This window comes from Oceaniferula spumae, assembly GCF_042849255.1.
GTDB classification, from domain to species: domain Bacteria; phylum Verrucomicrobiota; class Verrucomicrobiia; order Verrucomicrobiales; family Akkermansiaceae; genus Oceaniferula; species Oceaniferula spumae.
Genome location: NZ_AP026866.1, coordinates 3,489,075 through 3,511,917, shown reverse-complemented (window position 1 = coordinate 3,511,917; position 22,843 = coordinate 3,489,075). Strand labels below are relative to the sequence as shown.

The 22,843-nt window shown below is 54.3% G+C and carries 17 protein-coding genes; 9 read left to right on the top strand and 8 right to left on the bottom strand.

Going from position 1 to position 22,843, the window contains the following annotated elements:
* Positions 1-83: 83 nt before the first annotated feature.
* Positions 84-800 (top strand): PEP-CTERM sorting domain-containing protein, encoded by a 717-nt coding sequence (locus ACSPJT_RS14840; RefSeq protein WP_435893340.1) that lies wholly within the window; start codon positions 84-86, stop codon positions 798-800.
* Between the two features lie 84 nt (positions 801-884).
* On the opposite strand, the gene ACSPJT_RS14835 is transcribed toward ACSPJT_RS14840, so the two are convergent.
* The gene (locus tag ACSPJT_RS14835) at positions 885-3,416 is read right to left on the bottom strand and encodes a DEAD/DEAH box helicase (protein ID WP_435893339.1); all 2,532 of its coding nucleotides are present in this window, start codon (positions 3,414-3,416) and stop codon (positions 885-887) included.
* Between ACSPJT_RS14835 and ACSPJT_RS14830 the strand changes: the two genes are divergently transcribed.
* On the top strand, positions 3,363-5,300 hold the full coding sequence (locus ACSPJT_RS14830; RefSeq protein WP_435893338.1) for an aminopeptidase P family protein: 1,938 nt from the start codon (positions 3,363-3,365) through the stop codon (positions 5,298-5,300). The two genes, ACSPJT_RS14835 and ACSPJT_RS14830, sit on opposite strands and share 54 nt — an antisense overlap.
* On the opposite strand, the gene ACSPJT_RS14825 is transcribed toward ACSPJT_RS14830, so the two are convergent.
* The 3 genes from ACSPJT_RS14825 to ACSPJT_RS14815 all read right to left on the bottom strand — a co-directional run bounded on the left by ACSPJT_RS14825 (position 5,297) and on the right by ACSPJT_RS14815 (position 7,116).
* Entirely contained in the window at positions 5,297-6,025 is a 729-nt protein-coding gene (locus ACSPJT_RS14825) for an AIM24 family protein (RefSeq protein ID WP_435893337.1), read from the bottom strand. The two genes, ACSPJT_RS14830 and ACSPJT_RS14825, sit on opposite strands and share 4 nt — an antisense overlap.
* A gap of 124 nt (positions 6,026-6,149) precedes the next feature.
* Positions 6,150-6,914 carry a YqjF family protein gene (locus tag ACSPJT_RS14820; protein ID WP_435893336.1) on the bottom strand — a complete coding sequence of 255 codons (765 nt, stop codon included), beginning with the start codon at positions 6,912-6,914 and terminating at the stop codon, positions 6,150-6,152.
* A gap of 55 nt (positions 6,915-6,969) precedes the next feature.
* The gene (locus tag ACSPJT_RS14815) at positions 6,970-7,116 is read right to left on the bottom strand and encodes an entericidin A/B family lipoprotein (protein WP_435893335.1); all 147 of its coding nucleotides are present in this window, start codon (positions 7,114-7,116) and stop codon (positions 6,970-6,972) included.
* Positions 7,117-7,273: 157 nt separating this feature from the next.
* Here ACSPJT_RS14815 and ACSPJT_RS14810 point away from each other — a divergent pair, with 157 nt between their 5' ends.
* From ACSPJT_RS14810 to ACSPJT_RS14800, 3 genes are all read left to right on the top strand, one after another.
* The gene (locus tag ACSPJT_RS14810) at positions 7,274-7,810 is read left to right on the top strand and encodes a fused DSP-PTPase phosphatase/NAD kinase-like protein (protein WP_435893334.1); all 537 of its coding nucleotides are present in this window, start codon (positions 7,274-7,276) and stop codon (positions 7,808-7,810) included.
* 69 nt (positions 7,811-7,879) lie between these two features.
* Positions 7,880-8,989, top strand: a complete 1,110-nt coding sequence (locus tag ACSPJT_RS14805) for a redoxin domain-containing protein (RefSeq protein ID WP_435893333.1) — start codon at positions 7,880-7,882, stop codon at positions 8,987-8,989.
* Positions 8,990-9,274: 285 nt separating this feature from the next.
* Positions 9,275-10,144 (top strand): PEP-CTERM sorting domain-containing protein, encoded by an 870-nt coding sequence (locus ACSPJT_RS14800; protein ID WP_435893332.1) that lies wholly within the window; start codon positions 9,275-9,277, stop codon positions 10,142-10,144.
* Positions 10,145-10,224: 80 nt separating this feature from the next.
* Here ACSPJT_RS14800 and ACSPJT_RS14795 read toward each other — a convergent pair whose 3' ends face one another.
* Together ACSPJT_RS14795 and ACSPJT_RS14790 are read right to left on the bottom strand one after the other, a co-directional pair.
* On the bottom strand, positions 10,225-12,597 hold the full coding sequence (locus ACSPJT_RS14795; protein WP_435893331.1) for a Tex family protein: 2,373 nt from the start codon (positions 12,595-12,597) through the stop codon (positions 10,225-10,227).
* A 174-nt stretch (positions 12,598-12,771) separates the two neighbouring features.
* Positions 12,772-14,607 carry a chloride channel protein gene (locus ACSPJT_RS14790; RefSeq protein ID WP_435893330.1) on the bottom strand — a complete coding sequence of 612 codons (1,836 nt, stop codon included), beginning with the start codon at positions 14,605-14,607 and terminating at the stop codon, positions 12,772-12,774.
* A 93-nt stretch (positions 14,608-14,700) separates the two neighbouring features.
* On the opposite strand from ACSPJT_RS14790, the gene trpE reads away from it, so the two are divergent.
* Positions 14,701-16,209 carry an anthranilate synthase component I gene (gene trpE / locus ACSPJT_RS14785; RefSeq protein WP_435893329.1) on the top strand — a complete coding sequence of 503 codons (1,509 nt, stop codon included), beginning with the start codon at positions 14,701-14,703 and terminating at the stop codon, positions 16,207-16,209.
* Between the two features lie 32 nt (positions 16,210-16,241).
* Positions 16,242-16,817: an anthranilate synthase component II gene (locus ACSPJT_RS14780; protein WP_435893328.1), complete on the top strand. Its 576-nt coding sequence runs from the start codon at positions 16,242-16,244 to the stop codon at positions 16,815-16,817.
* A 21-nt stretch (positions 16,818-16,838) separates the two neighbouring features.
* Here ACSPJT_RS14780 and ACSPJT_RS14775 read toward each other — a convergent pair whose 3' ends face one another.
* Together ACSPJT_RS14775 and ACSPJT_RS14770 are read right to left on the bottom strand one after the other, a co-directional pair.
* Entirely contained in the window at positions 16,839-17,387 is a 549-nt protein-coding gene (locus tag ACSPJT_RS14775) for a hypothetical protein (protein WP_435893327.1), read from the bottom strand.
* Positions 17,388-17,529: 142 nt separating this feature from the next.
* The gene (locus tag ACSPJT_RS14770) at positions 17,530-19,050 is read right to left on the bottom strand and encodes a sulfatase family protein (RefSeq protein ID WP_435893326.1); all 1,521 of its coding nucleotides are present in this window, start codon (positions 19,048-19,050) and stop codon (positions 17,530-17,532) included.
* A 170-nt stretch (positions 19,051-19,220) separates the two neighbouring features.
* Here ACSPJT_RS14770 and ACSPJT_RS14765 point away from each other — a divergent pair, with 170 nt between their 5' ends.
* Both ACSPJT_RS14765 and ACSPJT_RS14760 read left to right on the top strand, forming a co-directional pair.
* Positions 19,221-20,483, top strand: coding sequence for a DUF1552 domain-containing protein (locus tag ACSPJT_RS14765; RefSeq protein ID WP_435893325.1), 1,263 nt, complete (start codon positions 19,221-19,223; stop codon positions 20,481-20,483).
* 5 nt (positions 20,484-20,488) lie between these two features.
* The gene (locus ACSPJT_RS14760; RefSeq protein ID WP_435893324.1) at positions 20,489-22,774 is read left to right on the top strand and encodes a DUF1592 domain-containing protein; all 2,286 of its coding nucleotides are present in this window, start codon (positions 20,489-20,491) and stop codon (positions 22,772-22,774) included.
* The last annotated feature ends 69 nt before the right edge of the window (positions 22,775-22,843 follow it).

Here is a 22,843-nt window from a genome sequence, read left to right as displayed (position 1 = left end):
AGATCCTTTTGGATTGCCTTGATCTAGGACGGCTGGCAGAGTGCGTTTTGCTTTATATCGGAACAAACTAAAACAACAACACCATGAAACCCCTCTACCTCCTAACAAGTATTTTATGTTCAACCTCTATGGTCCATGCAGCCAGCATACTGACTGACGGTGAATTCGACCTAGCCACCAGCGGAAGCACGACGAGTGGCAGCCCCTGGACGTTAACCGTCAATTCTCCAGACGGAACCAACCCTGCCGCTCAATTTCAAACTGGCTTTGCCAATGCTAACAACACTGGGGCGGGAGGCACTCAAGCGCCTGGCACTGGCGCTGGCCTCTGGATCAGGTCTTTCGAAGGCGATCAAGGTGGTAGCGGCGAGCCGTTGGCGAATGCCAATCTATCCCAGTCGGTTTTAGCACCATCTTCCGGCTCTTACCAATTGAGCTTTGTTGCAGGCAGGGAGGTTAATTTCACAGCCGCTTCATTTGGTGTCACGCTTAGTTCGAGCGGCGTTGCCGGATCGGCGACGATCGATCTTATCGCCGCCACCATTCCAGATGGAAACCTCGGAGGAGCAGCATCCCTCAATGCCGGCGGCACACCATTCAGCATTACCCTCAACAGTGTGATGGCCGGCGATACGCTCCAAGTCAGTGCCATTATGGTTGATGGCGCTGATTCCCAAGTCCCCGGTGGCCAAAGCGCCTTTCTGGACAACTTCAGCCTAGTCCTAGCACCCGTCCCTGAACCATCTAGCAGCTTGCTCTTGGCAAGTTCTGCACTGCTGCTTTTCAAAAGACGTCGATAGGGCGGGGCTGATCTGTCATAAGTGCCAGAATGATCCATGGGATACTACCCCGACTGGTATGATTTTAGTTTTCAGCCAATTTCGTTAGACGATAGGGCCTAGGTTTTCGAGATGAATGACTGGCTCCTTCTGCTCATCGGATTTCTGGAGGTCTACTAACAGTGTGAGTGACCAATCGTTTCTTGCTTCCGGATCGCAGAGGGTTTGGTTGATGCGCCATTGGCGGGGATTATCGATTACTTCGGTGTGGGTGTGTTTTTTGTTCCGGGCTCCTGGGTCGAGGCGGATGCGCTGTCGGCCGTCGTAATAGGCGTCTAGCACTTCATCGATTCGGGCGGCGGTCCAGTCGTTGCTCGGCTCAAAGACATCCATAAATCCAGCGATATTGTCGGCGGAGAGATGCTTCACGGCAGTGAAGATTTCATGGTGGACCAAGCGGGAAAACTTACCTTTTTCCTGAGTGATCGGACGCTCCTTTTCGGGTGCGATCACTCGGTCCTCCGGCCTGACGTAGTTGGGGTCTCTCATGACCTCCCATTCATCGATCAGGCTGGAGTCGACGGTGGTCAGGTGCTCCTTGAGGTAGCGTTCGGCATCGAGGACTTCTTCCGTTTTTAACGCCGGGGGCACGGTCTGACTGAGGACTTTGTAAACATCGCTGAGGTGGCGCAGGAGGATGGCTTCGGAGCGCTCTAACTTATACTTCCGGATGTAGTCTTCGAATGACATGTAATCGATGAACATCTCACGTGCGATCGATTTCGGACGAATACTCTCGGACTCGATCCACGGGTGTTTGACGTTGAACTCATTGAAGGTGTCATAGATGAAATCTTTGCCGGGCATGGGATGGGTGACTTGTTCGAGCTGGTCCATGCGTTGATCGTATTCCACGCCGTCGGCTTTCAGTTCGTTGATGAGTTCGGTTTTCAGCTCGTTGACCTGAGCACGGAGAACGGCGACCGGGTTCTCGAGGATGGCTTCGATGAGGGACAAAACGTTGAGTGCGTAGTCGGGAGCTTCCGAATCTAACAATGGGATGGTTTCGATGAGATAAAGACCAAGCGCCTGATTCATGGAGAAATCGTCCTGCAGATCGACGTGCAGTTTGACTTTCGGCACGTTGTCCCCGGCTGCGCGATCCGCCGGCGGCGTGATGGTGAGCACCCCTCCCCTGACTAGCGCGATGAACATGGAGCGGGCGTGACGACGGATTTTACTCTTCGAGGCTTCAGTTTCGTGACTGGACTCGATCAGACGTTTCAGCTCGCGGCAGCCGTCTTCGGTGGTCCGGCTGAGCACATTGAGCATTAGGTTATGGCGGAGTTTGAAACTGGAAACCAGCGGCTCCGGCTGGGATGTCTGGAGCTTGGCGAATGTTTCCGCATTCCATGAGACAAAGCCTTTTTCCGGCGGCTTCTTTTTGACCACCTTTTTGTTTTTGGCGGATGCAGCAGCTTTGGCTTCGAGACGAATGTTTTCGATGACGTGTGCCGGGGCCTGGGCAACGACGTATCCGATGTCATCGAAGCCACGCCGACCGGCCCGGCCTGCGATCTGTTTGAAATCGCGGACGGATAGAATTTTGGTGCCGGTGCCATCGTATTTGCAGAGCTGGGTGAAAAGCACGGAGCGGATCGGCACGTTGACTCCGACGCCGAGAGTGTCGGTTCCGCAGATGACTTTCAGCAGTCCCTGTTGGGTCAGTTTTTCGACTAACAGACGATACTTCGGCAGCAAACCAGCATGGTGGATGCCAATGCCGTGACGTAGCAGCTTGCTGATTTCCTTACCGTAGGGTGAACGGAAATTTGCCTGTTGCAGGGCCTCGGAGATCTGGCGTTTCTCCTCCTTGGTGCAGAAGTTGCTAGAGAGCAGTGCTTGGGCGGATTCGGCACAGGCGCGTTGGGCAAAGTGCACGAGGTATACGGGGGCTTTGTTCTTCTCCACTAGCTCCGCCACCTGCTCTGTTAGAGGAATTTCCGAATACACAAACTCGAGTGGCACCGGCCGTTGCTCCGACTGCACTAGGACGGTTTCCTTTTTCGTCAGGGATGTCATTTCCTCCTGAAAAAACGAAGTATCCCCGATGGTGGCGGACATCAGCAGGAAACGTGATTGCGGTAATGTTAGAAGGGGCAACTGCCATGCAACACCGCGTTCGTGGTCCGAGTAATAGTGGAACTCGTCCATGATGACATCGTCCACCTTCGCCGTGGAGCCTTCGCGCAAAGCGAGATTCGAGAGGATTTCGGCGGTGCAGCAGATGATGGGAGCGGATGGATTCACCGTGGCATCGCCGGTAATCATGCCGACGTTTTCCGGTCCGAAGGTGCCGCAGAGCGAGAGGAATTTCTCATTGGCCAGGGCTTTGATCGGCACCGTGTAGTAAGACGTTTTCCCCGCGCACAGCGATTGGTAGTGCAAGGCCAACGCCACCAAGGACTTACCTGATCCAGTGGGGGTGTTGAGGATGACGTTGTTGCCAGCGAAGAGCTCCAGAATCGCCTCCTCCTGATGATCATACATCTCGACTCCGGAATCGATGAGATATTCGAGAAAATGGTTGAGCACGTCATCGGAGGTGAACGCACCGGTCGGTCGGGTAAGCTGCATGTCAGCTCACCTTATGAGGCTATACAGAAACCTCAAGGCCTTCTAGCAATCAGGCACATTCGGACGATTTCCCTTGAGGCATCGGTGGCGGCTCGCTTTGTTCTCTCCATGCAAGTTTCTGAGAAGCTCACCGGTCTGCGCGCTGCGATGGCGTCTGAAAATATCGACGCCCTGATCGTTGGCAACACCGATCCCCATAACAACGAATACGTGGCTCCGCGCTGGAGGTGTCGTGAATGGCTTTCGGGGATGAAAGGTTCCAGCGGAACTATGGTGGTCACGGCCAAATGGTGTGGTCTCTGGGCCGACAGCCGCTATTATCAGACCGCCCAACTGGCTCTGGACGGCACCGAGATCAAACTGATGCGTGCGAGTGACCTCGATGTCCCCAGCATTGATGCTTGGCTGAAGAAACATCTACACGATGACCAGACCGTCGCTTTCAACGGTCATGACACGAGCCTGAAACAAGCCAAGTCCTGGCTCAAAAGCCTGCAACCCGCCGGCCTGAAAATCCGCAGCGAACTGGAGCTCATCAGCCCGATCTGGAAAGACCGCCCTGCCCCCCCAAAAGGTGAGCTGTTTATCGTAGCCGATGAATTCACTGGCCAGACCATCGAGGAGAAAATCTCCGCCGTGCGCGAAAAAATGGCGGAAGAAAAACTCAATGCCTATCTGCTAGGCCGCACGGATGAATCATGCTGGCTGCTCAATTTCCGAGGCACGGACATTGCTAACAACCCAACCCCCTACTGCCACACGCTGGTCACCATGGACGAGGTTCTGTTTTTTGTGGATACAGACAAACTCACCACGGAGGCACGGGAAAAATTCGAATCCGCAGGAGTCACCATCTGTGACTACGATGCCATCGGTGCTGCTCTCAAGGAACTCGATAACACAACGCGTTTGCTGATCGTTCCTAACTACCTCAGCTACCAACTCTCACAAGCTGCAGACCACTGCGTCCAGATCGAGGGGCGCCCGATCGCTACCGATCTCAAAGCCATCAAAAACGCCACCGAGATCAAACACCTGAAACAAGCACTCATCGACGACGGTGCGGCGATGGTGAAATTCTATGTGTGGCTTTACCGCAGCCTGAAAGCCGGGGAAAAAGTCACCGAGTTATCCGCAAGCAAGAAGCTGTTAGCCTGTCGGGCTGAGGTCGATGGATTCCGCCACGTCAGTTTCGACTCCATCATGGGCTACGGTCCGGACGGCGCGCTGAACCACTACTCGGTAGACGAGACCACTGACAAACCTGTTTCTCTTGAAAGCATCTTCTTGATCGATTCAGGTGGAAACTTCGTGCACGGCACTACTGACACAACCCGCACCATCCCCATGGGCGAGCCTACTCAGGAGCAGAAGGACGACTACACCACTGTGCTTAGCAGCATGATCGAGCTTATCGTCCTGCAGTTCCCTGAAGGGGCCACCGGAGCTCAGCTGGATGGAGTTTGCCGCCAGAACCTCTGGAAACAAGGGAGGAACTTCAAACACGGAACCGGCCACGGCGTCGGCTTCGGTCTCGAAGTGCATGAAGGCCCCCAAAACATTTCCGAGACCAACGGCGAACGCATGAAACTCGGTATGGTCACCACCATTGAACCCGGCTGTTACCGCCCCGGCTCACACGGAATTCGCATCGAGAACATCGTGCATACAGTGCTCAGCCAAGAAACCGACTTCGGTCGATTCTTTAAATTTGAAAACCTGACCTTCTGCCCGATCAATATCGATCTCATCGAACCTTCGCTCCTGCCAGCAGAGCATACGGAATGGCTCAACAGCTATAATGCCGAGGTGCTCGAGAAGCTCTCTCCACTTCTGAATGATGAAGAGCTCGAGTGGTTAGAACGTGAGTGCCGCGCACTCTAACCGCCGGCCTGAAGGTAGACTTCCTCGTATGGTTGGATGACGACAAAGCCATCACCTTGGAAAAGCATCTGGATCGAATCCCCGGAACCACGGCCTAACAAGGTCTTGAATGAGATATCCGTCTTCAACTGCGGTTCAAGAGTGCCGGACCATGCGATAGTAGCATTCGGATCTGTCACGACCGGTTGATCGGGGGTAACTCGCAGAGTAATCGGCTCAAAGTGGCTGGTGATCGCCAGTAGTCCACTACCATCAAAGCGCACATTGAAAAGCCCGCCAGCCATCATACCCGCAACTTTCCGCATCATCGTGATCTTGTGTTGAAGTGATGACTCGAATGCCAACACATCGTTACCGTTGACGACGATGGAATCGCCTTGGAGTTTCAGCAGAATGATTTTCTTCCCGGAGTCTGCGAGATAAAGTTTCCCCTGTCCTTCTGCGTAACTAATGCGCATGCCTTCCCCGGAAACCGCCTTTTTCAAAAGGTTGCCGACACCTTGATCTAACATCCCTTCGCGCTTGAAACTGATATTTCCAAGGTAGGCTACCATCGAGCCCATCTTGGTATTCATTTTCCCGTTGAGGTTGATTTCCAACATCCGAGGTGACTCAAGCTCGAAGACGCCGTGACCTCGGTCGCGCTGGGCGGTGCTTTCGAGAAATTCCTGAATCGTCTGTGCTGGGCCAGCAGGTGGCATGGGTGGTGGGGTGTTCGTTTCCATAGTTCGTTCTAAGTTGTTTCAATGACGATTAGAAAATTGGCATATGCATGTCGAGTTAATCTTGCGGATCACCGCCACAGACAATCTGTCTTACGAAAAGCTGTTAGCCATCACGGCTGCGGCTTCACAGGGAAGTTTCGCTCCTTTTGAGAGGATGGATATGCACCGATACCGGCTCCGCAATCATGGTGGAAACAGGAGGCGTCTTTGGTTCATCGAACCCCGCCAAGGGGAAAAGCCACGTGGAGAAACCGGAAATCTCCGTGTGTTGGTATCGATACGGCGGGTGATGCACTTGACCGCTATACAACTGGCCAAGGCGATCGACGCTGAACAAACGGTATCGTTCTAGCAGAAAAAATTCTAAAGTCTCCGGATCAGCGACGATTGGATCGATCAGCTGCGTAGGATAGTGGAACGTCTGCCTGATATCATCGCCTAGCCGGGCAGAGTGATAAGTTAGAACACCATCCCTTTTCGTGGCAGACATCCGAGCGTGCTGATAGGGTAGATTAAAAAACTTCCGTGCCGTTTTCACCGCCAGCCACTGATTGCAATCGAGTGAGTAAAACCAGACACCTGGTCGGCCATGTGCATCATACACATAGGTGCGGAAATTCAGTTCCTGAAACCACGAAACCCCAGGCACGGGAGGACAATAAACCGGGCGAATCCGCTCCATGAAAAATGGAACCACTCCGAGGTAGGCTTTACCATCGAAGGTATCCACCGTGAGTCCGTCCGGCAAAGTGGACTGGATCAGAGCGGAATCAATTTCCCAATGTAGAAAAAGTAAATGCGTCCAACGCTGTCGCATCACAGGTCGTGATGTCGGCCGATCGCGTTCGGCAAGACGCTGATCAGGCGATGGAAAATGTGCCGGGCTCATGACCATTCAAAAGCCATGAGTTCCGGCACTTCCATTGATATAAGTATTTGTTAGATTAGTGAGCAGCGCGATGTGCTGCACCTTGAAGAGCTGCGCCACCCTGCTGAATATCCTGTCCAGCGCCAGCAACGGCGTTGCAAGATGTTAGGGTAAGTGCCGCGAGGCCTCCGATTGCTAGAATGATTGTAGTAATGTGTTTCATAACAAGCTCACACTAGCCAAACTCGATTGATTTTCCAATGGTTTTTGTTTTTAAATTCCGTTTTATTCGCTTCTCGGCACAGCTACAGATCCCTCCATTGGATAGAATATCGTGAGGTTTTCATTTGCGCAGAACATCATTGTGGATAGTTTGAGGGATGAATTCTTCACATGCTCTAATCTCCGCCGCTGCGATTGCAGCTATTGCCTTTTTGGCATCATGCTCCAGCCACGACCACGCATCGCCCAAGGTGGCCAAACTCGGCGTGACTAACCTCACCCAGCCTCAGCCGTTTATCTACTCTAGCGGGCAGCCGACCAAAAGCCAGCTCGACACTTTGGCAAAACAGGGAGTCAAACATGTGGTCAATCTCCGACCAGCCAACGAGATTGATTGGGACGAGGAAAAACACGTGCGCTCGCTCGGCATGAGTTACATCTCGATTCCGGTCAGCGGCGTTGCAGACCTCACCAAAGAGAATGCCAAAAGGCTCGATGGTGCCATCGTTGCCATCGGCAAGGATCCGGCTCTGATCCACTGCTCAAGCGGTAACCGCGTGGGAGCGTTGATCGCGATCCGTGAAGCTACGCTAAAAGGCAAAAGCAGATCAAAGGCGATAGCCGAAGGCAAGCTATGGGGACTGACTAAGTTAGAACCGGGAGTCAAAGCAAGGTTGAGTGAAATGGGACATTAAAATTTTTCATTCCAAAACATCACTCAAATTCACTTGCGCCTTGTTGGAAAGTCGCGAACTTCACCTAACATGAACATCAGAACCACAGCATTGGTGGCCTTATCATCAGGCCTTCTAGCCAACGTCATTTCCGCCCAAAGTTTACAGGATAAACTCGATGCCCGCAGGGATGCATTTCTTGAAAAAGCTCCGGAAAGTATCGTGGAAAGCCAGAAGAAGGCACTGCGTGAACTCGAAAACACGGGCATCTACCAACGTGTGCTGAAAGTCGGTGATAAGGCACCGGACTTCACTCTGGGAAATCCTGACGGCAAAAAAGTCCAGCTCTCTAACTTGCTCAAAAACGGACCGGTGGTGCTGACATGGTATCGTGGTGGCTGGTGCCCTTACTGCAACATTGCCCTCGCCGATCTCAGTGAAAAAAATGATGCGTTTAAAAAGCTTGGTGCCACACTCGTAGCTCTAACACCCGAGCTGCCGGACGCCACCGCCGGCTCGGTCAAAGAACAGGGACTGAAGTTCGAGGTCCTTTCCGATCTCAATCATGCCGTGGCTGACAAATACGGTCTGGTGTTCACCCTCAACGAGGACACCCGCCAGCGGTATCAGGAGAAGTTCAAGCTAGAGGAGCGCAGTGGCAAAGAAGCGGCGAAGAAACTCCCCCTCCCTGCTACCTATGTGATCGATACAGACGGAACCATCACCTACGCATTCGTGGATGCCGACTACCGACGCCGTGCCGAACCAGCCAGAATCATGGATGCGCTAAAGGCTCTCAAAGACGGACCGACCGCCAAACACCTCCTGCTCCAATTCTGGGAGAACACCTGGAACCCACCCTACGACATCGACCTCATCGACAAAAACATGTCCGAGGACTTCATTCTAACAAGTGCCGGCAAGGACATCAAAGGCCGTGACGCATTCAAGGCCTGGGTGAAGAGCTCATTAGAAAAATCCAACGGGCTGAGAATCGAAAATCTCGACAGCTTTGAGAACAAAGACGGCAGCCGTGTGGTCAGCCGATGGATCGCCAGAGCCAACACCGGTGCAGTGCCAGATTCAGAAAAAGCCAGCCACCAACCCTTCGAGTTCACCGGCATTGCCCTGTGGGCGTTCAAAGACGGCAAGCTCACTCACAACTGGGTGGAGCGCTCGGCTGCGAAGCCGAGTGAGTAAGAGCGTGATTCATCACGGTAGGGCAGATTGGCCTCAATCTGCCGGGCTACACCGCTGATGGTTCTGCTAAGAAACGTGATTATCGAAGCCGTAGGCGCTGCCTTGGTTGCGGTGAGTTGAATAGCTTCGATCCGGCAGATTGAGGCCAATCTGCCCTACCACCTTAGCTGCCATCTTTAGATAATTCACGATATCAACAGGTCCTGACTATCAACAATTTGTCTTTATGTGCCGGAAAAATAGTTTATAATTGGGGCATGGGTGATCGATGAATCACCCGAAACAATGAAAATACATTACGTCGTTTTAGGTTCGATCGCATTACTTTCTTCGATAAACGCTCAAACCTTCTCCATCGATTTTCGAGATGGCACATGGATGCACGACACACCAAGCGGAGTCGTCATATCCCACGGCTGGGGCAAACCCTCGAACACAACTCAAGGATACACCCAAGGCATCAGCGAAGTTGCCCCTGGGACGTTCCTTACGGTTAAGACCCAGTTTTTTGGAACTGCTTCGGCTGGAGCTGACAACTTCCGACTCGATCCCTCAAATACTCCTGGCTTTGCATTTCAAAATGCGGGCACTGGAGATACTAACTTTTCGGTCGATTCCAATGGCAACACGATCTTGCAAAACTATCAGCGAATAGACTTCTCGTTCAGTACTGCTGTGCTACTTGATAGCCTGCGAATCCTGGACATTGACACAGCCTCATCGACGGGTGCCACAACCCAAGCATGGCGTGATACGGTCGCTGTTGAGCTATGGAATGGTAGTGGTCCACTCGCACCCGGATTAAATATCGATCCATCCATTACATTGCCCGGTTCCCCATCGCGCCTTCTTCAAGGGGTGACCTCCAATGGACTGCCCTATGCTTACGCCAATACTTTAGGCAATACTTCGACGAGTAACCCTGGGCAACCTAACGATCCGTCTAGCGCGGTTTACTCGCTGAGCACTGATGCCGTGGATGGATTCTCACTTTATCTCTGGAACCGTGGACGTGGCTCCGGCGGCAAACACGCAGTCGTGCTACAGGCCAGCGGAAGTCAACTCCGCGTTGTCCCCGAACCATCCAGCCTCAGCCTCTTCGCTATCACCATTTCCATGATAGCTCTTCGCCGCTCACGCAGGGCCTCGATATAGCATGTGACTTTAAAAGCACCCGGTAGATAGATTTCTACTGGGTAAACTTTGATAGGCTCTCGTCCACATGCGACAACGGTCTAACGACCCTTCTTGATCGCTTGGTCGAACCAGTTACCGCCGAAGGAATCGTTGCCGCCTCCGCGGTTTCCTCCTCCGTTGTTGCGGCGCTGGCCTCCGTTTCCGCCACCGTTGTTGTTGCGGCGGGGGCCGTTTGATTGGCGGTCGCCTCTTGGCTGGCCTTGGCGTGCTGGCTCTGGATTGCTGCGCATGCTGAGGGCTATGCGGTTGCGGTTCAGATCGACCTCGGTGACGGTGACGTTAACTTTCTGGCCGACTTTGACGACTTCCGATGGGTCGGAGATGTATTTATCGGCGAGTTGGGAAATGTGCACGAGGCCGTCTTGGTGCACGCCGACATCGACGAAGGCTCCGAAGTTGGTGACGTTGGTCACGATGCCGGGGAGCTTCATGCCTTCTGTTAGGTCGGCTGGTTTGTTGACGCCCTCGGCGAAGGTGAAGAGCTCGAACTGGGCGCGCGGGTCGCGACCCGGTTTGGCGAGTTCGGAGATGATGTCTTTCAAGGTCGGCAAGCCGACTTCTTCGCTGACGTATTTTTTCAGATCGATCTTTTTGCGCATGTCCGCATCGCGGATCAGAGTGGGCACATCGCAGCCGAGATCGGCGGCCATTTGTTCGACGAGGGCGTAGCGTTCTGGGTGAACGGCGGAGGCGTCGAGCGGATGCGTGCCTCCGAGGATGCGGAGGAAACCGGCGGCTTGCTCGTAGGCGACTTCGCCGAGGCGGGGAACTTTTTTCAGTTCTTCGCGAGTTTTGAACGGTCCGTTTTCGGCGCGGTAGGCGATGATGTTAGAGGCGATGCCGGAGTTCAGTCCGGCGACGTAGCCGAGGAGCTGGCGGGAGGCGGTGTTGACTTCCACGCCGACGCCGTTCACGCAGCTGATGACGGTATCGTCTAGGCCGGTCTTGAGCAGGTTCTGATCGACGTCGTGCTGGTACTGGCCGACTCCGATGCTTTTGGGATCGAGCTTTACCAATTCTGCCAGAGGGTCCATCAGGCGACGACCGATGGAAACGGCACCACGCACGGTGATGTCTTTGTCTGGAAATTCCTCACGGGCGACTTCGCTGGCGGAGTAGATCGAGGCTCCGGATTCGTTGACGATGATGATGGGAATGGAGGCTGGGAGTCCGGCGGCGCGGACTACGGCTTCGGTTTCACGCGAGGCGGTGCCGTTACCGATGCAGATGGCCTGGCTGCCGAATTTGGCGACCATTTTCTTCAGCATTTCGACCGCTTCCATGGCCTGGGAGTGGCTGGTGGTGAAGTGGAGCACGGTGTCGAAGAGGAGTTTTCCTTGGGCATCTAACACGACGGTTTTGCAGCCAGTGCGGAAGGCGGGGTCGATGGCGATCATCGGGCGCTGGCCGAGCGGTGAGGCTAACAGAAGCTCGCGGAGATTATCGGCAAAAACGCGGACGGCTTCGATGTCGGCTTCCTTTTTCGCCTTCATGCGGAACTCGGTTTCGAGGGAGAGGCCGAGCAGACGCTTGAAGCTGTCGGCGATGGCGAGGTCGAGTTGTTCGGCGCAAGGGCCGCCGTTGCTGACACCGAAGCGGCCGCGCATTTTTGTGAGAGCAAGTTCTTCATCGGCCTGAATGCGCATGAAGAGGAAACCTTCTTTCTCACCACGGCGCATGGCGAGCATGCGGTGGGATGGTACGTCCTTGAGTGGCTCTGACCAATCGAAGTAATCTTTGAACTTCTGCGCGTCCGGCTCGGTGTCCTTGCCATACATGACTTTGGCGGAAACGGTGCCTTGGTCCTCGATGAGCTGGCGGAGTTCGGCGCGGATGTCGGCATCGTCGCTGAAGCGTTCTGCTAGAATGTCGCGAGCGCCAACCAAGGCATCGGCCACGGTGGGCACGGCGGGGTTGAGCTCGGCGGTTTTATCTTCAGGCTTGGCTTCGACGATGAATTTCTCTGCTTCCTTTTCGGCATCGGCGCTGGCGTTCTCGCGGTTCTCCCAGATGAAATCGGCTAGGGGTTCGAGGCCGCGCTCTTTGGCCATGGTGCCACGGGTGCGACGCTTGGGACGGAAGGGAGCAAAGATGTCTTCGAGACGGGTGACTGTTTCCGCGTCAGCGATCTTCTTTTTAAGTTCGGCGGAGAGGAGTTTGCGTTCTTCGAGGCTTTTGACGATGGCGTCGCGGCGCTTTTCGAGATCGGCGAGCTGGACGAGGCGATCGCGCACGTTCATGATCTGGACTTCGTCCATGCCGCCGGTTTGCTCCTTACGGTAGCGAGCGATGAAGGGCACGGTGGCACCTTCGGAAAACATCTTGGCCGTGGCTGCGACCTGGGTGGCAGTGAGGGAGTATTCAGAGGCGATGCGGGAGACAAAAACGTGGGAGGGATCGATGGAACTCATAGGTGATTCTGGGCGGCGGGAGTTTGGCGGGATCACGGTAGGAGGGAAGATTTTTTTACCGCGAATTGGGCGAATTTTTTGCTTGGGTTGATTATTCGATGGGAACCACGGAAAGCACTGAATATACGGAAGTTTGGCACTGCTGACTGATCACTGCACACTGATCACTTCCCCTTAAATCTCTGCGGCGTTTTGCTGCCTTGCGATGTCGTTGATGGTGAGGATGCCTAGGAGACGGTGGGTTTCTACCTGACTGACGACGGGGAGCTGTTGGATGTCGTTGGAGATCATCATTTGGGCGGCGTCTCGGATGGAGATGTCTGGATTTACCTGGAGCGTTTCTTGCTCACTGATGATGTCTGCTACCTTCGTATCTGGCAGACTTTCTTCCATCTCGTGATGGGTGATGATTCCCAGGAAACGGTCTTCGTCATCGAGGACGGAATAGGCGTGATGGTAAACTTGATCCCGGCGGAGGCTGGTGAGGTTTTCCTCGGCGGTGGCGTCTCCTTTGACTGAGACAACATCGTGGGTCATGATGGCGCGGACAGGGAGGTTTCTGTAGTCCTTCGCACCTCGGTAGGCGGGCATACGTTTGAGCGAAATGCCGTCGTCTAACAACAAAGCATCGTAGATTGCGATCGGACGAAGTTTTCTGGCGATGACCCATGACAGCATGTTGCCGCCCATGAGAGGCAAGATGAGCGAATAGTTCCCGGTCATTTCGAAGATGATAATCAGCGAGGTGAACGGGCAACGGATCACGGAGCCAAACATGGCGCCCATTCCCAAGAGCACACAGCCGCCGATAATCTGAGGCTCATCCACCAACTGCCAATCGGTGAACTGGTGACTCAGCTCCACCAGCGCGTAGCCCAGCAGTCCACCTAACATACCCCCTAGAAAGAGAGTCGGTGAAAAGAGTCCCCCGCTGCCTCCAGTGGCGTAGTTCACGACCACGGCAACCAGTTTGAAGGCAAGAAGGGTGACGAGAATACTGATCACCAGCTTGTTTTCAAAGGCCTCCTCCAGCGACTCGTATCCGATACTAAACACGCCCGACTGCGCATTGCCTTCCATCCCAGTGATCCACCAAGCCAGCAGACCGGCGATGCCACAGAACAGACCACCAACGGCTGGCGTGTACCATGACTTCAGCCATGGGGTTGATTTTACCTTCCGCCTAACACCGATCACGGCCCCCACAAAAAAGTGCCCTAAAAACCCGGCGCAGACTCCTAGCGGAATGGCGACTAACATCCACGCCGCTGTTTCGTAATCCAGCACCAAATGGGTGTTGATCACCGGATCTTCGCCCAAAATCGTGCGTGAGACGGCGGCCGCAATGACTACTGCGACGACCATGCCACCGATTGCTTTGGTGGAGAAATTATCCAGTAGTTCTTCGAAAACAAAAGTCAGCGCAGACAGCGGGGCATTAAATGCAGCACCGATGCCAGCTGCCATGCCCACGGGGATCATCGCGCGCACTCTCTCCGGATCTTTGAAAGCAAACCGTCCAATGCGAGAGGCGATGGCCGACGAGGCGTGTACCATGGGACCCTCACGACCCAGCGCGTTTCCGAAGCCCACAAAGACGGTGCCCAGAACCACCCGCCAGACACCCGTCATGGTTTTGATGCGTCCGCCCTGATTATAATAGGCGGCTTTCGTTTGAGGAATGCCACTCCCCACTGCCTCATGCGCCCAAAAATGGATGACCAAACCACAGATCAGGCCACCCAAGGTGGGAGCCAATAGCAGCACGGCAATGAACTGCCCATCGCTACCAGTAGTTGCCAATTTCCAAACTCCGGCAAAGGTGTGGTGGATCGAGAGGTGAAACAAAACCCCCAGTAATCCACAGAGCAATCCACAGACCATGCAAGCCACTAGAAAGCGCTGCCGATCATCAAACCGGCGGCGCATCAAGTCCTGCCATTTGCCTGCCTTACCTCCCATCGCTCTGCGGCGTTCATAATACAACATCGCCAAAGGTCGAGGGAGCATTTGTATTTTTCCGGCATAGGATAATTTTCACCTGACAGGATTCCAACTTTTTCAGAGTTGCGCCCGAGCAAATAACAGACATGCTTTGCCGCGTTGAGCACCACACCTGTCAGCCCGTCTATCGATGCGTTCCGCGATCTCGCGGAGCGGGGAAACGTCGTGCCAGTTTACGCCCAGCTGGCCGCCGATTTTGAAACTCCCCTGTCCGCCTACCTGAAAATCAGTGGCGAGGGTGAGGCCTTTCTCTTTGAGAGTGCTGAAAGCGTCGGTGAGAGCGGTCGATACTCCATTCTCGGCAGCAATCCCCGCACTGTCATCAAGGCCTACGATCACGAGATCACGCTCTGTGAAAACGGCAGCTGTAGGCAGTGGACCGCTGAAAAGGATATCCTCGCGGAGCTGGAACAGCTGATGGAGAAATACCAACCCGTCACTCACGGAAACGCACCACCATTCTACGGCGGCGCTGTTGGCTATCTCTCCTATGACGCTGTGCGACAGTTCGAGCCTAGCATCGGAGCTCCGGCAAAAGATGAACTCGACCTGCCGGATGCCCTGTTCATGGTCGCTGAAGACCTGCTCATTTTCGACCACCGCCTGCGCCGACTCGTCGTCGTGGCCAATGCTTTTCTCGACGAACACGACAGCCCGGACGCTGCCTATCAGAACGCCTGCGATCGTATCGCGGCAATGATCAAGAAGCTCGACCAGCCTCTGCACATTCCCCCGCTCAATGGCTTGGCCGAATTCGAAACCCCCGAAGCCGAAAGCAATACCACGCAGAAGGAATACGAGGACATGGTTCTGCAAGCGAAGGAATACATAGCCGCCGGTGATGCGTTCCAGATTGTTCCGAGTCAGCGATTCGAACTCGATTTCGATGGCAGCCCGGTGAACCTCTACCGCGCACTTCGCCATGTGAACCCGTCGCCCTACATGTTTATTGTGCAGCTGGACGACTTCGCACTCGTTGGCAGCTCGCCTGAAGTTCACGTGCGTGCGATTGATGGCCGCATCGATATCCGCCCGATCGCCGGCACGCGCTGGAGAGGGAAAACCAAAGATGAAGACGATGCCCTCGCCGCTGATCTGTTAGCCGACCAGAAAGAATGCGCCGAGCACTTGATGCTGGTCGACCTGGCGCGTAACGATGTCGGTAGAATTTCCAAACACGGCAGCGTCACCGTGGACGACTTCATGATCGTCGAGCGCTACAGCCACGTCATGCACATCGTATCTAACGTGCACGGCGACCTCGACGATGAACACAGCGCCTACGATGTGCTGCGAGCCACTTTCCCCGCCGGCACCGTCAGCGGAGCTCCCAAAATCCGCGCCATGCAGATCATCAACGAGCTGGAAAAAAGCAAACGCTGCTCTTACGCCGGAGCGGTCGGTTATTTCAGCTGGGATGGCAACCACGACTCCTGCATCACCCTGCGCACCTGTCTGCTCAAGGATGGAAAAGCCTACATTCAGGCCGGAGCCGGAGTGGTAGCCGACAGCAACCCGACCTACGAATACGAAGAAACCGTCAACAAATCCATGGCCCTCCGCCGAGCCATCGGTTTAGCCAGAACCATCGGTTCTGATCAACACTGATCACTGCACACCGATCACTTCCAACTGAAACAATGCTCCTCGTCATCGATAACTACGATTCCTTCACCTACAACCTCGTCCAGTACTTCGGCGAGCTTGGCACGGAGATGAAGGTGATTCGCAACGACGCCATGAGCATCGATGAAATCCGTGAGCTGGCACCGGAGCGCATTTGCATCTCCCCCGGCCCCTGCACACCGAACGAAGCCGGCATCTCCTGTGATGTCATCCGCGAGTTCGGCAAGGACGCCGAAACACCCACCCCCATCCTCGGTGTCTGTCTCGGCCACCAGTCCATCGGTCAGGTCTTCGGCGGCGACGTTGTTAGAGCGGAAAAACTCATGCACGGTAAGACCTCCCCCGTCTATCACATGGGCGGCAGCGTCTTCAAAGGCTTGCCGAATCCAATCACCGCCACCCGCTACCACTCGCTCGTCGTCAAACGCGACACCTTGCCTTCGTGTTTGCAAATTACCGCCGAGACAGAAGACGGCACCATCATGGGCCTCCAGCACGAGTCCCTGCCCATCCACGGCGTCCAGTTCCACCCGGAGTCCATCCTCACCCAAGATGGCATGAAGATGTTAAAAAACTTCCTACAGTGTTAGGAAGTTGATCGGAGCAAAGCTCTACTTCTTTTCTTTCGCTGCCAGAAGTTCGCGGTATCTGATTTCAAGTGCGCGAAGCTTCTCGGCTACCTCTTTGGCCTCACCCCCAAGAGCTGCGACCATATCGTATTGAATCGCCTCTACCTTGCGTCTCGCTTCGATCGACGCCGCTTGCAGGTCTTTGACCTCCTGCAGCTTGAATCCCTCACGATGCAAGGCACCAGAAGCATCCTGAGCTTCACGCTGCAATTTAGCGGTTAGCTCCTTATTATCTCCCTTTCTGGCTTCTTGATAGGCAGCACTCGCCTTTGCCTTTTTTTGGCGTAGCTCTTCAAGATCCGGATGCGTATCGATCATCTTCCCCACTGCAGCTGATGCTTTGATCGAGGCCATGTTGGCCTCTTTCCACTTCGGGTTATTGAACCGGTCGATTTTGGGCAGAAATTTCCGATACTCCTTCTTCAGCGGAAAGAGCTTACCTTGGACATCTGACAGTTCGTCAGCTTGCGAAAAACTTGCCAAAGCCAAAAGGCCTAACACACTCGTCATCAGGGTCATGATCGATTTCATTCGGGTATTATCTGAGAAACTTGCCACCTCGCAAAGTCAAAAATCCACCTTCCCTGGTCACGAAAAGTGAGACAAGGCGTGATGGTGGCGAAGTGAGTCTGAGTCTTAACCGAGAAAAAGAAGTAGCCTATCGATCTACCCTTCAGTTTCTTTTAGGAGCGCAACGCTCGCCCTTGACGTAGCGCTGTAGCAGAGCCTGCATGGCTTTCACTCTCTCTGGTTGTTGGCTGTATAGGTTTTTCGTCTGGCGTGGGTCGTCTTTCAGATTGAACAACAAGCCTGGTGTATCTTTTGGCCAGGTTTTGAATCCGAAGTGCTCCAGGTAGGCCTTGGGCTCGGACTGCATGGCTCCGGTGTTGGTATTGATGAATACCCAGTCCCCCTGACGCAGGGCGTATTTGTCTTTGTTAGTATTCTGAACGGTGGCTACGCGCAGTGGTTTGCGGTAGTCTTCACCCTTGAGAACTGGCAGGAGGTTGTAGCTGTCGATCGCCACCTCGTTGGACAGCGGGTAGCCGATGATCTTGGCAAAGGTGGCAGCGAAGTCCACTTGGCTGACAGTTTCATCAGAGCGAGCACCGGCCTTGATTTGCGCTGGCCAGCTGACAATGAACGGCACCCGGTGGCCACCCTCGTAGAGATCGCGCTTCAGCCCGCGGAAGTCACCGGAACTCCATTGGTCGAACTCTTCCAGTCGTTCATACGCATGCTTCTCGGTGCCGTTGTCCGCAGTAAAGATGACGATGGTATTTTCTAACAAACCCTTCTTTTCCAGAACGTCCATGACCTTGCCCACCATGGCATCGGTTTCGACGACAAAGTCCCCGTAGTATCCCGCCTTGGACTTGCCGTGGAACTCCTTGTTAGGAACGATGGGATAGTGCGGGGAGTTGAATGCGAGGTAGACAAAAAACGGCTCACCGGCTTTCTGTTTTTCTATCCACTCCACCGTCTTCTTGGTGATCGTCGGTAAAACATCATAGGGGTTCCAGCCTTCAGCCATCGGGCCGGGACGGAAACTGCCACCACCAGCGAGGGGGCGCGATTTGATCACCGGCTTGGTGGGAACGGTGAGCACGCGATCGTTTTCAATCCAGCAGTAGGGTGGAAAATTGATGGTGCCATCGCCGAAGTAATGGTCAAAACCTTGGTCGACCGGCCCACCTGGAAAGCGTTTGGTCCAATCATAGGATGAGGCCAGCTTGATGTCTTTTTTGCTCACGCCGGGCTTACGAATGGCGTCCCAATCCCAGCCGAGGTGCCATTTCCCAAAACATGCGGTGGCATAGCCCTGCTTCTTGAACATGCGTGCCATCGTGAACTCGTCTTTCTTGAAAACCGGTTTGCCAAATGCTTGGACGATACCATGGAATCGGCGCCAGTGGTGCTGCCCGGTGAGCATGGCATAGCGACTGGGAGTGCACACTCCGGAAGAGCTGTGACCATCAGAAAATGTCATACCCTGGCTGGCCAGCTTATCGATGTTCGGGGTGATGATTTTTGCCTTGGCATCACCGTAGGAAACATCAGCCACGCCCATGTCATCGGCGTAGAGAATCACCACATTTGGCCGGTTCTGCTTCGCTGGAGATTCTGCGCAGGTGATGGCGGACAACACTGGTAAAAACAGCCCAATGGCAGTCATTCGTTGGAATTGCTTCATGTAATACTGATACTCAAAGTTCTACTTGATATTTCAAGGTCAGAAAGCATGGCCATATCGACCACTTGGTAACCCAGCTCCATAACAGCCTTCCACCTTGGCTGCTTCATGACTTGTTCCATCGGCTTCTTAACGTGACAACACGGTAGCTCATGCTAAATTTTCCCGTCATGAATCAATCTAGGCGGCATTTTTTAAGGGCAGCTGGCATCACGATCGGGCTGCCGTTTCTCCATTCCTTACCGTCGTTTGGCCAGACCAAGCAGGCAGCGGCCCAAGCCACCAAACGCATGGTCTTTGTCGACACCGGCTTGGGCATGTATCCGGGCGCCTTTTTCCCCAGAGACTTCGGCCCGAATTTCACACCCAGCCCAGTGCTGAGATCGATGATGAAACATCGCGGCAAATTCACCGTGTTTTCAAACATGGACCACCCCAACGTCTTTGCCGGACATGGTGGACTGAACTCTTTTCTAAATGGAACCGCACGTGGGGTCGGCAGCCTTCCCACGGTCGATCAGATCGCAGCCAGCTCCGTCGGCTACAATACACGCTTCCCCTCCATCCACGTCAACCTTGGCGGCAAGGGATCACCGTCCTACAGCATTTCAGGCACACAAATGCGCCAGATCAGCTCTCCTCAGCTTCTGTTCAAGCAGCTCTTTGTCAACGACTCTCAAGCCGCCAAAAAAGCCCTCGCCATCGAAGTCGAGGAGCAGGGCAGCGTACTGGATCTGATCCGCAGCCAGGCCAAAACCCTCGGCTCCAAGGTCAACCGCGTAGACAAGGACAAACTCGATGAATACCTGACCGCTATCCGCGATGCAGAAAGCAAGCTTCAGGGACAGAAGCGCTGGAGCAGGATCGAGAAACCCGATGTGAAAATGCCCGAGGTCGAAGACGTGGGCCGCCACGGCGAGCTCGGCTACGAGGGCACCAGCAGCACGATGTTCGACCTCTTCCGCCTCGCCATCCAGACCGACTCCAGCCGCATCTTCACGCTCAGCTACGGCATGCACAACAAGCGGATCGGACTCGATGGCATCACCAACGGCTACCACTCCCTGTCCCACCACGGCAAGAGAGCGGACAAGCTCAAGCAGCTGGAAATCATCGAATCGTTTTACATCAACCAGGTCTCCCGTTTCATGGAAAAGCTCGCCGGCACTCCGGGTGGCGACGAGAACTTGCTGGACGATACCATGATCTTGTTCGGCAGTGCGCTCAGCGATGCGGGTCGCCACTCCAACCGCAACCTCCCGATCATGATTGCCGGAGGCGGATTTAAACACAAGGGTCACTACAACGCCGAGCAGCCTAACAAGTCGGCAACGCCGCTGAACAATCTATACACCTCGATGCTGCAGAACTTCGGTCTCGAAGTTGAGAAATACAACTCCGCAACAGGCGACGTGAACAACATCCTGACCTAACAAGCATGAAGTTCTACCTCCATCTGGGTTTGGCTCTGTTGCTCTCCCCTTTTGTAAAGGCACAGGGTGAATACCAGCCGGTTGCCAAGTTTATCGCCGAGTATTGCGTCAAGTGCCACGGTCCTGACAAGGTTGAGTCCGGCGTGCGTCTGGACAACATTCGGAAAATTGATGCCGAGCTCTGGCTCAATATCTACGACCAGCTGAAGCACGCTGACATGCCTCCACCCAAGGCGACGCAGCCACCCGATGAAATTGCTGAGCAAATCACCAAGCTAGTGGATGCCATCACGCGCGACGACCGCTTTACCATCGCCACAGGTTACCGCCGCCTCAACAAACGGGAATACCGCAACACAGTGCGCGATTTGTTAGGCCTGTCAGACGACTACTTCGATCCTGCCGCCGGTGTCTTTGAGGACGAGATCGAAGAAGGGTTCGATACCAACAGCGAAAGCCTGATCATCTCGAACGAACTCCTGCTGGAATACCTGCGCTCGGCCACCATCAGCCTGAACACGGCCCTCTACACCGAGGCTACCGAGATGCCGAAGACAGGAAAAACCACCTTTACCGCCAAGCAGTTCACTATAGGAGGGCAATTCGCAGGCATCAACAAAGGCTACGCCGTGCAGAGGCAAAAAAAGGGAGGCATCTCTCCCAAACAGTATAACTCCGTCATCCCCACTTCCGGCAAATACCGCATCACAGCCACAGCGATGGGCATCGACCGGAACCCAAAGCTGCCCGCCCCCGGATCACCGTTCAAGATGAGTCTGATGGCCGAATTTGCAGGCACTACAAAGACCTTCCAAGTTTTCAATATCAAGGACGATGAATTTGCCCCCTACAGCAAAGTCATCTGGCTGGAAAAGGGAGCCCGACCATTCTATCAGGGCCATGTTTCGCCAAAGCCGCGAACCATCAACCGCCGTCGACCGGCAGGCAAACCCTGGCCCATTCCCGCTCTGGCCATCAAGGACATCACCATCGAGGGACCGTTAGATACCGAGTGGCCGCCGCAGACTTATAAGACCACTTTCCAAATGGATGAAATGCCTGACTTCACTGACAGGAAAACACGTGAGGTGATCCTACGCAACTTCATGTCCAGAGCCTTCCGCCGACAAGTCGACCGGACCGAACTCGCCAGATATACGGAGTATCTCGAGGACCAGCACAAGAAACAAGGCAGCTGGCTCAAGGCATACATCCGCACCTTCGCAGCCATCATGGCATCGACCGATTTCCTCTACATCAAGGAAGACCTGGGAAAACTGGAACCCTTCCAACTGGCCAGCCGACTCTCCTATTTCCTCTGGAGCAGCATGCCGGACATGGAGCTGCTCAGACTGGCAAACTCCGGAGACCTTCTTAAAAAGGATGTCTATCTAGCGCAACTGAGACGCATGCTGAAGGATCCCAAGGCCAAGCACTTTGTCGAGGGCTTCGCCTCCCAGTGGCTGTCGCTCGACGAACTTGGCAGCATGAGGCCATCCGAGGACGACAAAAGCTACAAGTTTTACTACAAAGATCAGCTGGAAAAATTCATGCGGCAGGAGACCTTGCTTTTCTTCGAACACGTCCTCTTCGAAAACCGCCCGATCACAGACTTTCTGGACTCCGACTACACCTTCCTCAACAAACCACTCGCCGACCTTTACAAGATCCCATTCACCGGAGGAAAAGAGATGAAGTTGGCGAAACTGCCGAAGAACTCGGTCAGAGGCGGCCTGTTAGGCCACGCCAGCATCCACGCGATCACTTCCAACGGAGTGGAAACGCTACCTGTCACTCGTGGACATTGGGTGTTAGATCAACTGATGGGCACACCGCCGCCACCACCGCCAGAGGAAGTCCCCGCCATCGTGCCGGATCTTTCAGGTAAAAAGACAGCACGCGACTTACTCGACGCCCACCGCAAGGATCCCAAGTGCTATGCCTGTCACCGAATCATGGACCCACCTGGTCTGGCCTTGGAAAACTTCGATATCATCGGGCGCTACCGCGACACCTATGGCAAAGGCACTCCAAAAATCGATGCCGCTGGTGAATATCTGGGCACCAAGTTCTCAGACGTTCGAGGGCTCAGAAAAGCCCTGCTGAAAAACAAAGACACCTTCACCTACTACTTCATCGTCAAACTCGCAGAGTATGCCAAAGGCCGGAAGCTCAACCGCAATGATCACGAGATCGTGAAAAGCATTTCTAACAAAGCAGTTAATTATGACTACCAGTTCATGTTCATCCTCGGTGAAATACTGACCAGTGACCTGATGCTGAAACGGTAGACTTTGAAACCTCGAGCTGGGGCGGCATCCAGAATGGATCATCTAATTTGTAATCCGCCTGACATTCCA

Bases quoted from the DNA above. Each gene is read 5' to 3' on its own strand.
- ACSPJT_RS14775 (WP_435893327.1), bottom strand. From the start codon at position 17,387: ATGAAATCGATCATGACCCTGATGACGAGTGTGTTAGGCCTTTTGGCT.
- ACSPJT_RS14820 (WP_435893336.1), bottom strand. From the start codon at position 6,914: ATGAGCCCGGCACATTTTCCATCGCCTGATCAGCGTCTTGCCGAACGC.
- ACSPJT_RS14765 (WP_435893325.1), top strand. From the start codon at position 19,221: ATGAATCAATCTAGGCGGCATTTTTTAAGGGCAGCTGGCATCACGATC.
- ACSPJT_RS14810 (WP_435893334.1), top strand. From the start codon at position 7,274: ATGAATTCTTCACATGCTCTAATCTCCGCCGCTGCGATTGCAGCTATT.
- ACSPJT_RS14790 (WP_435893330.1), bottom strand. From the start codon at position 14,607: ATGCTCCCTCGACCTTTGGCGATGTTGTATTATGAACGCCGCAGAGCG.
- ACSPJT_RS14770 (WP_435893326.1), bottom strand. From the start codon at position 19,050: ATGAAGCAATTCCAACGAATGACTGCCATTGGGCTGTTTTTACCAGTG.
- ACSPJT_RS14835 (WP_435893339.1), bottom strand. From the start codon at position 3,416: ATGCAGCTTACCCGACCGACCGGTGCGTTCACCTCCGATGACGTGCTC.
- ACSPJT_RS14780 (WP_435893328.1), top strand. From the start codon at position 16,242: ATGCTCCTCGTCATCGATAACTACGATTCCTTCACCTACAACCTCGTC.
- ACSPJT_RS14840 (WP_435893340.1), top strand. From the start codon at position 84: ATGAAACCCCTCTACCTCCTAACAAGTATTTTATGTTCAACCTCTATG.
- ACSPJT_RS14800 (WP_435893332.1), top strand. From the start codon at position 9,275: ATGAAAATACATTACGTCGTTTTAGGTTCGATCGCATTACTTTCTTCG.
- ACSPJT_RS14830 (WP_435893338.1), top strand. From the start codon at position 3,363: ATGGTTGAGCACGTCATCGGAGGTGAACGCACCGGTCGGTCGGGTAAG.
- ACSPJT_RS14815 (WP_435893335.1), bottom strand. From the start codon at position 7,116: ATGAAACACATTACTACAATCATTCTAGCAATCGGAGGCCTCGCGGCA.
- ACSPJT_RS14760 (WP_435893324.1), top strand. From the start codon at position 20,489: ATGAAGTTCTACCTCCATCTGGGTTTGGCTCTGTTGCTCTCCCCTTTT.
- ACSPJT_RS14805 (WP_435893333.1), top strand. From the start codon at position 7,880: ATGAACATCAGAACCACAGCATTGGTGGCCTTATCATCAGGCCTTCTA.
- ACSPJT_RS14825 (WP_435893337.1), bottom strand. From the start codon at position 6,025: ATGGAAACGAACACCCCACCACCCATGCCACCTGCTGGCCCAGCACAG.
- ACSPJT_RS14795 (WP_435893331.1), bottom strand. From the start codon at position 12,597: ATGAGTTCCATCGATCCCTCCCACGTTTTTGTCTCCCGCATCGCCTCT.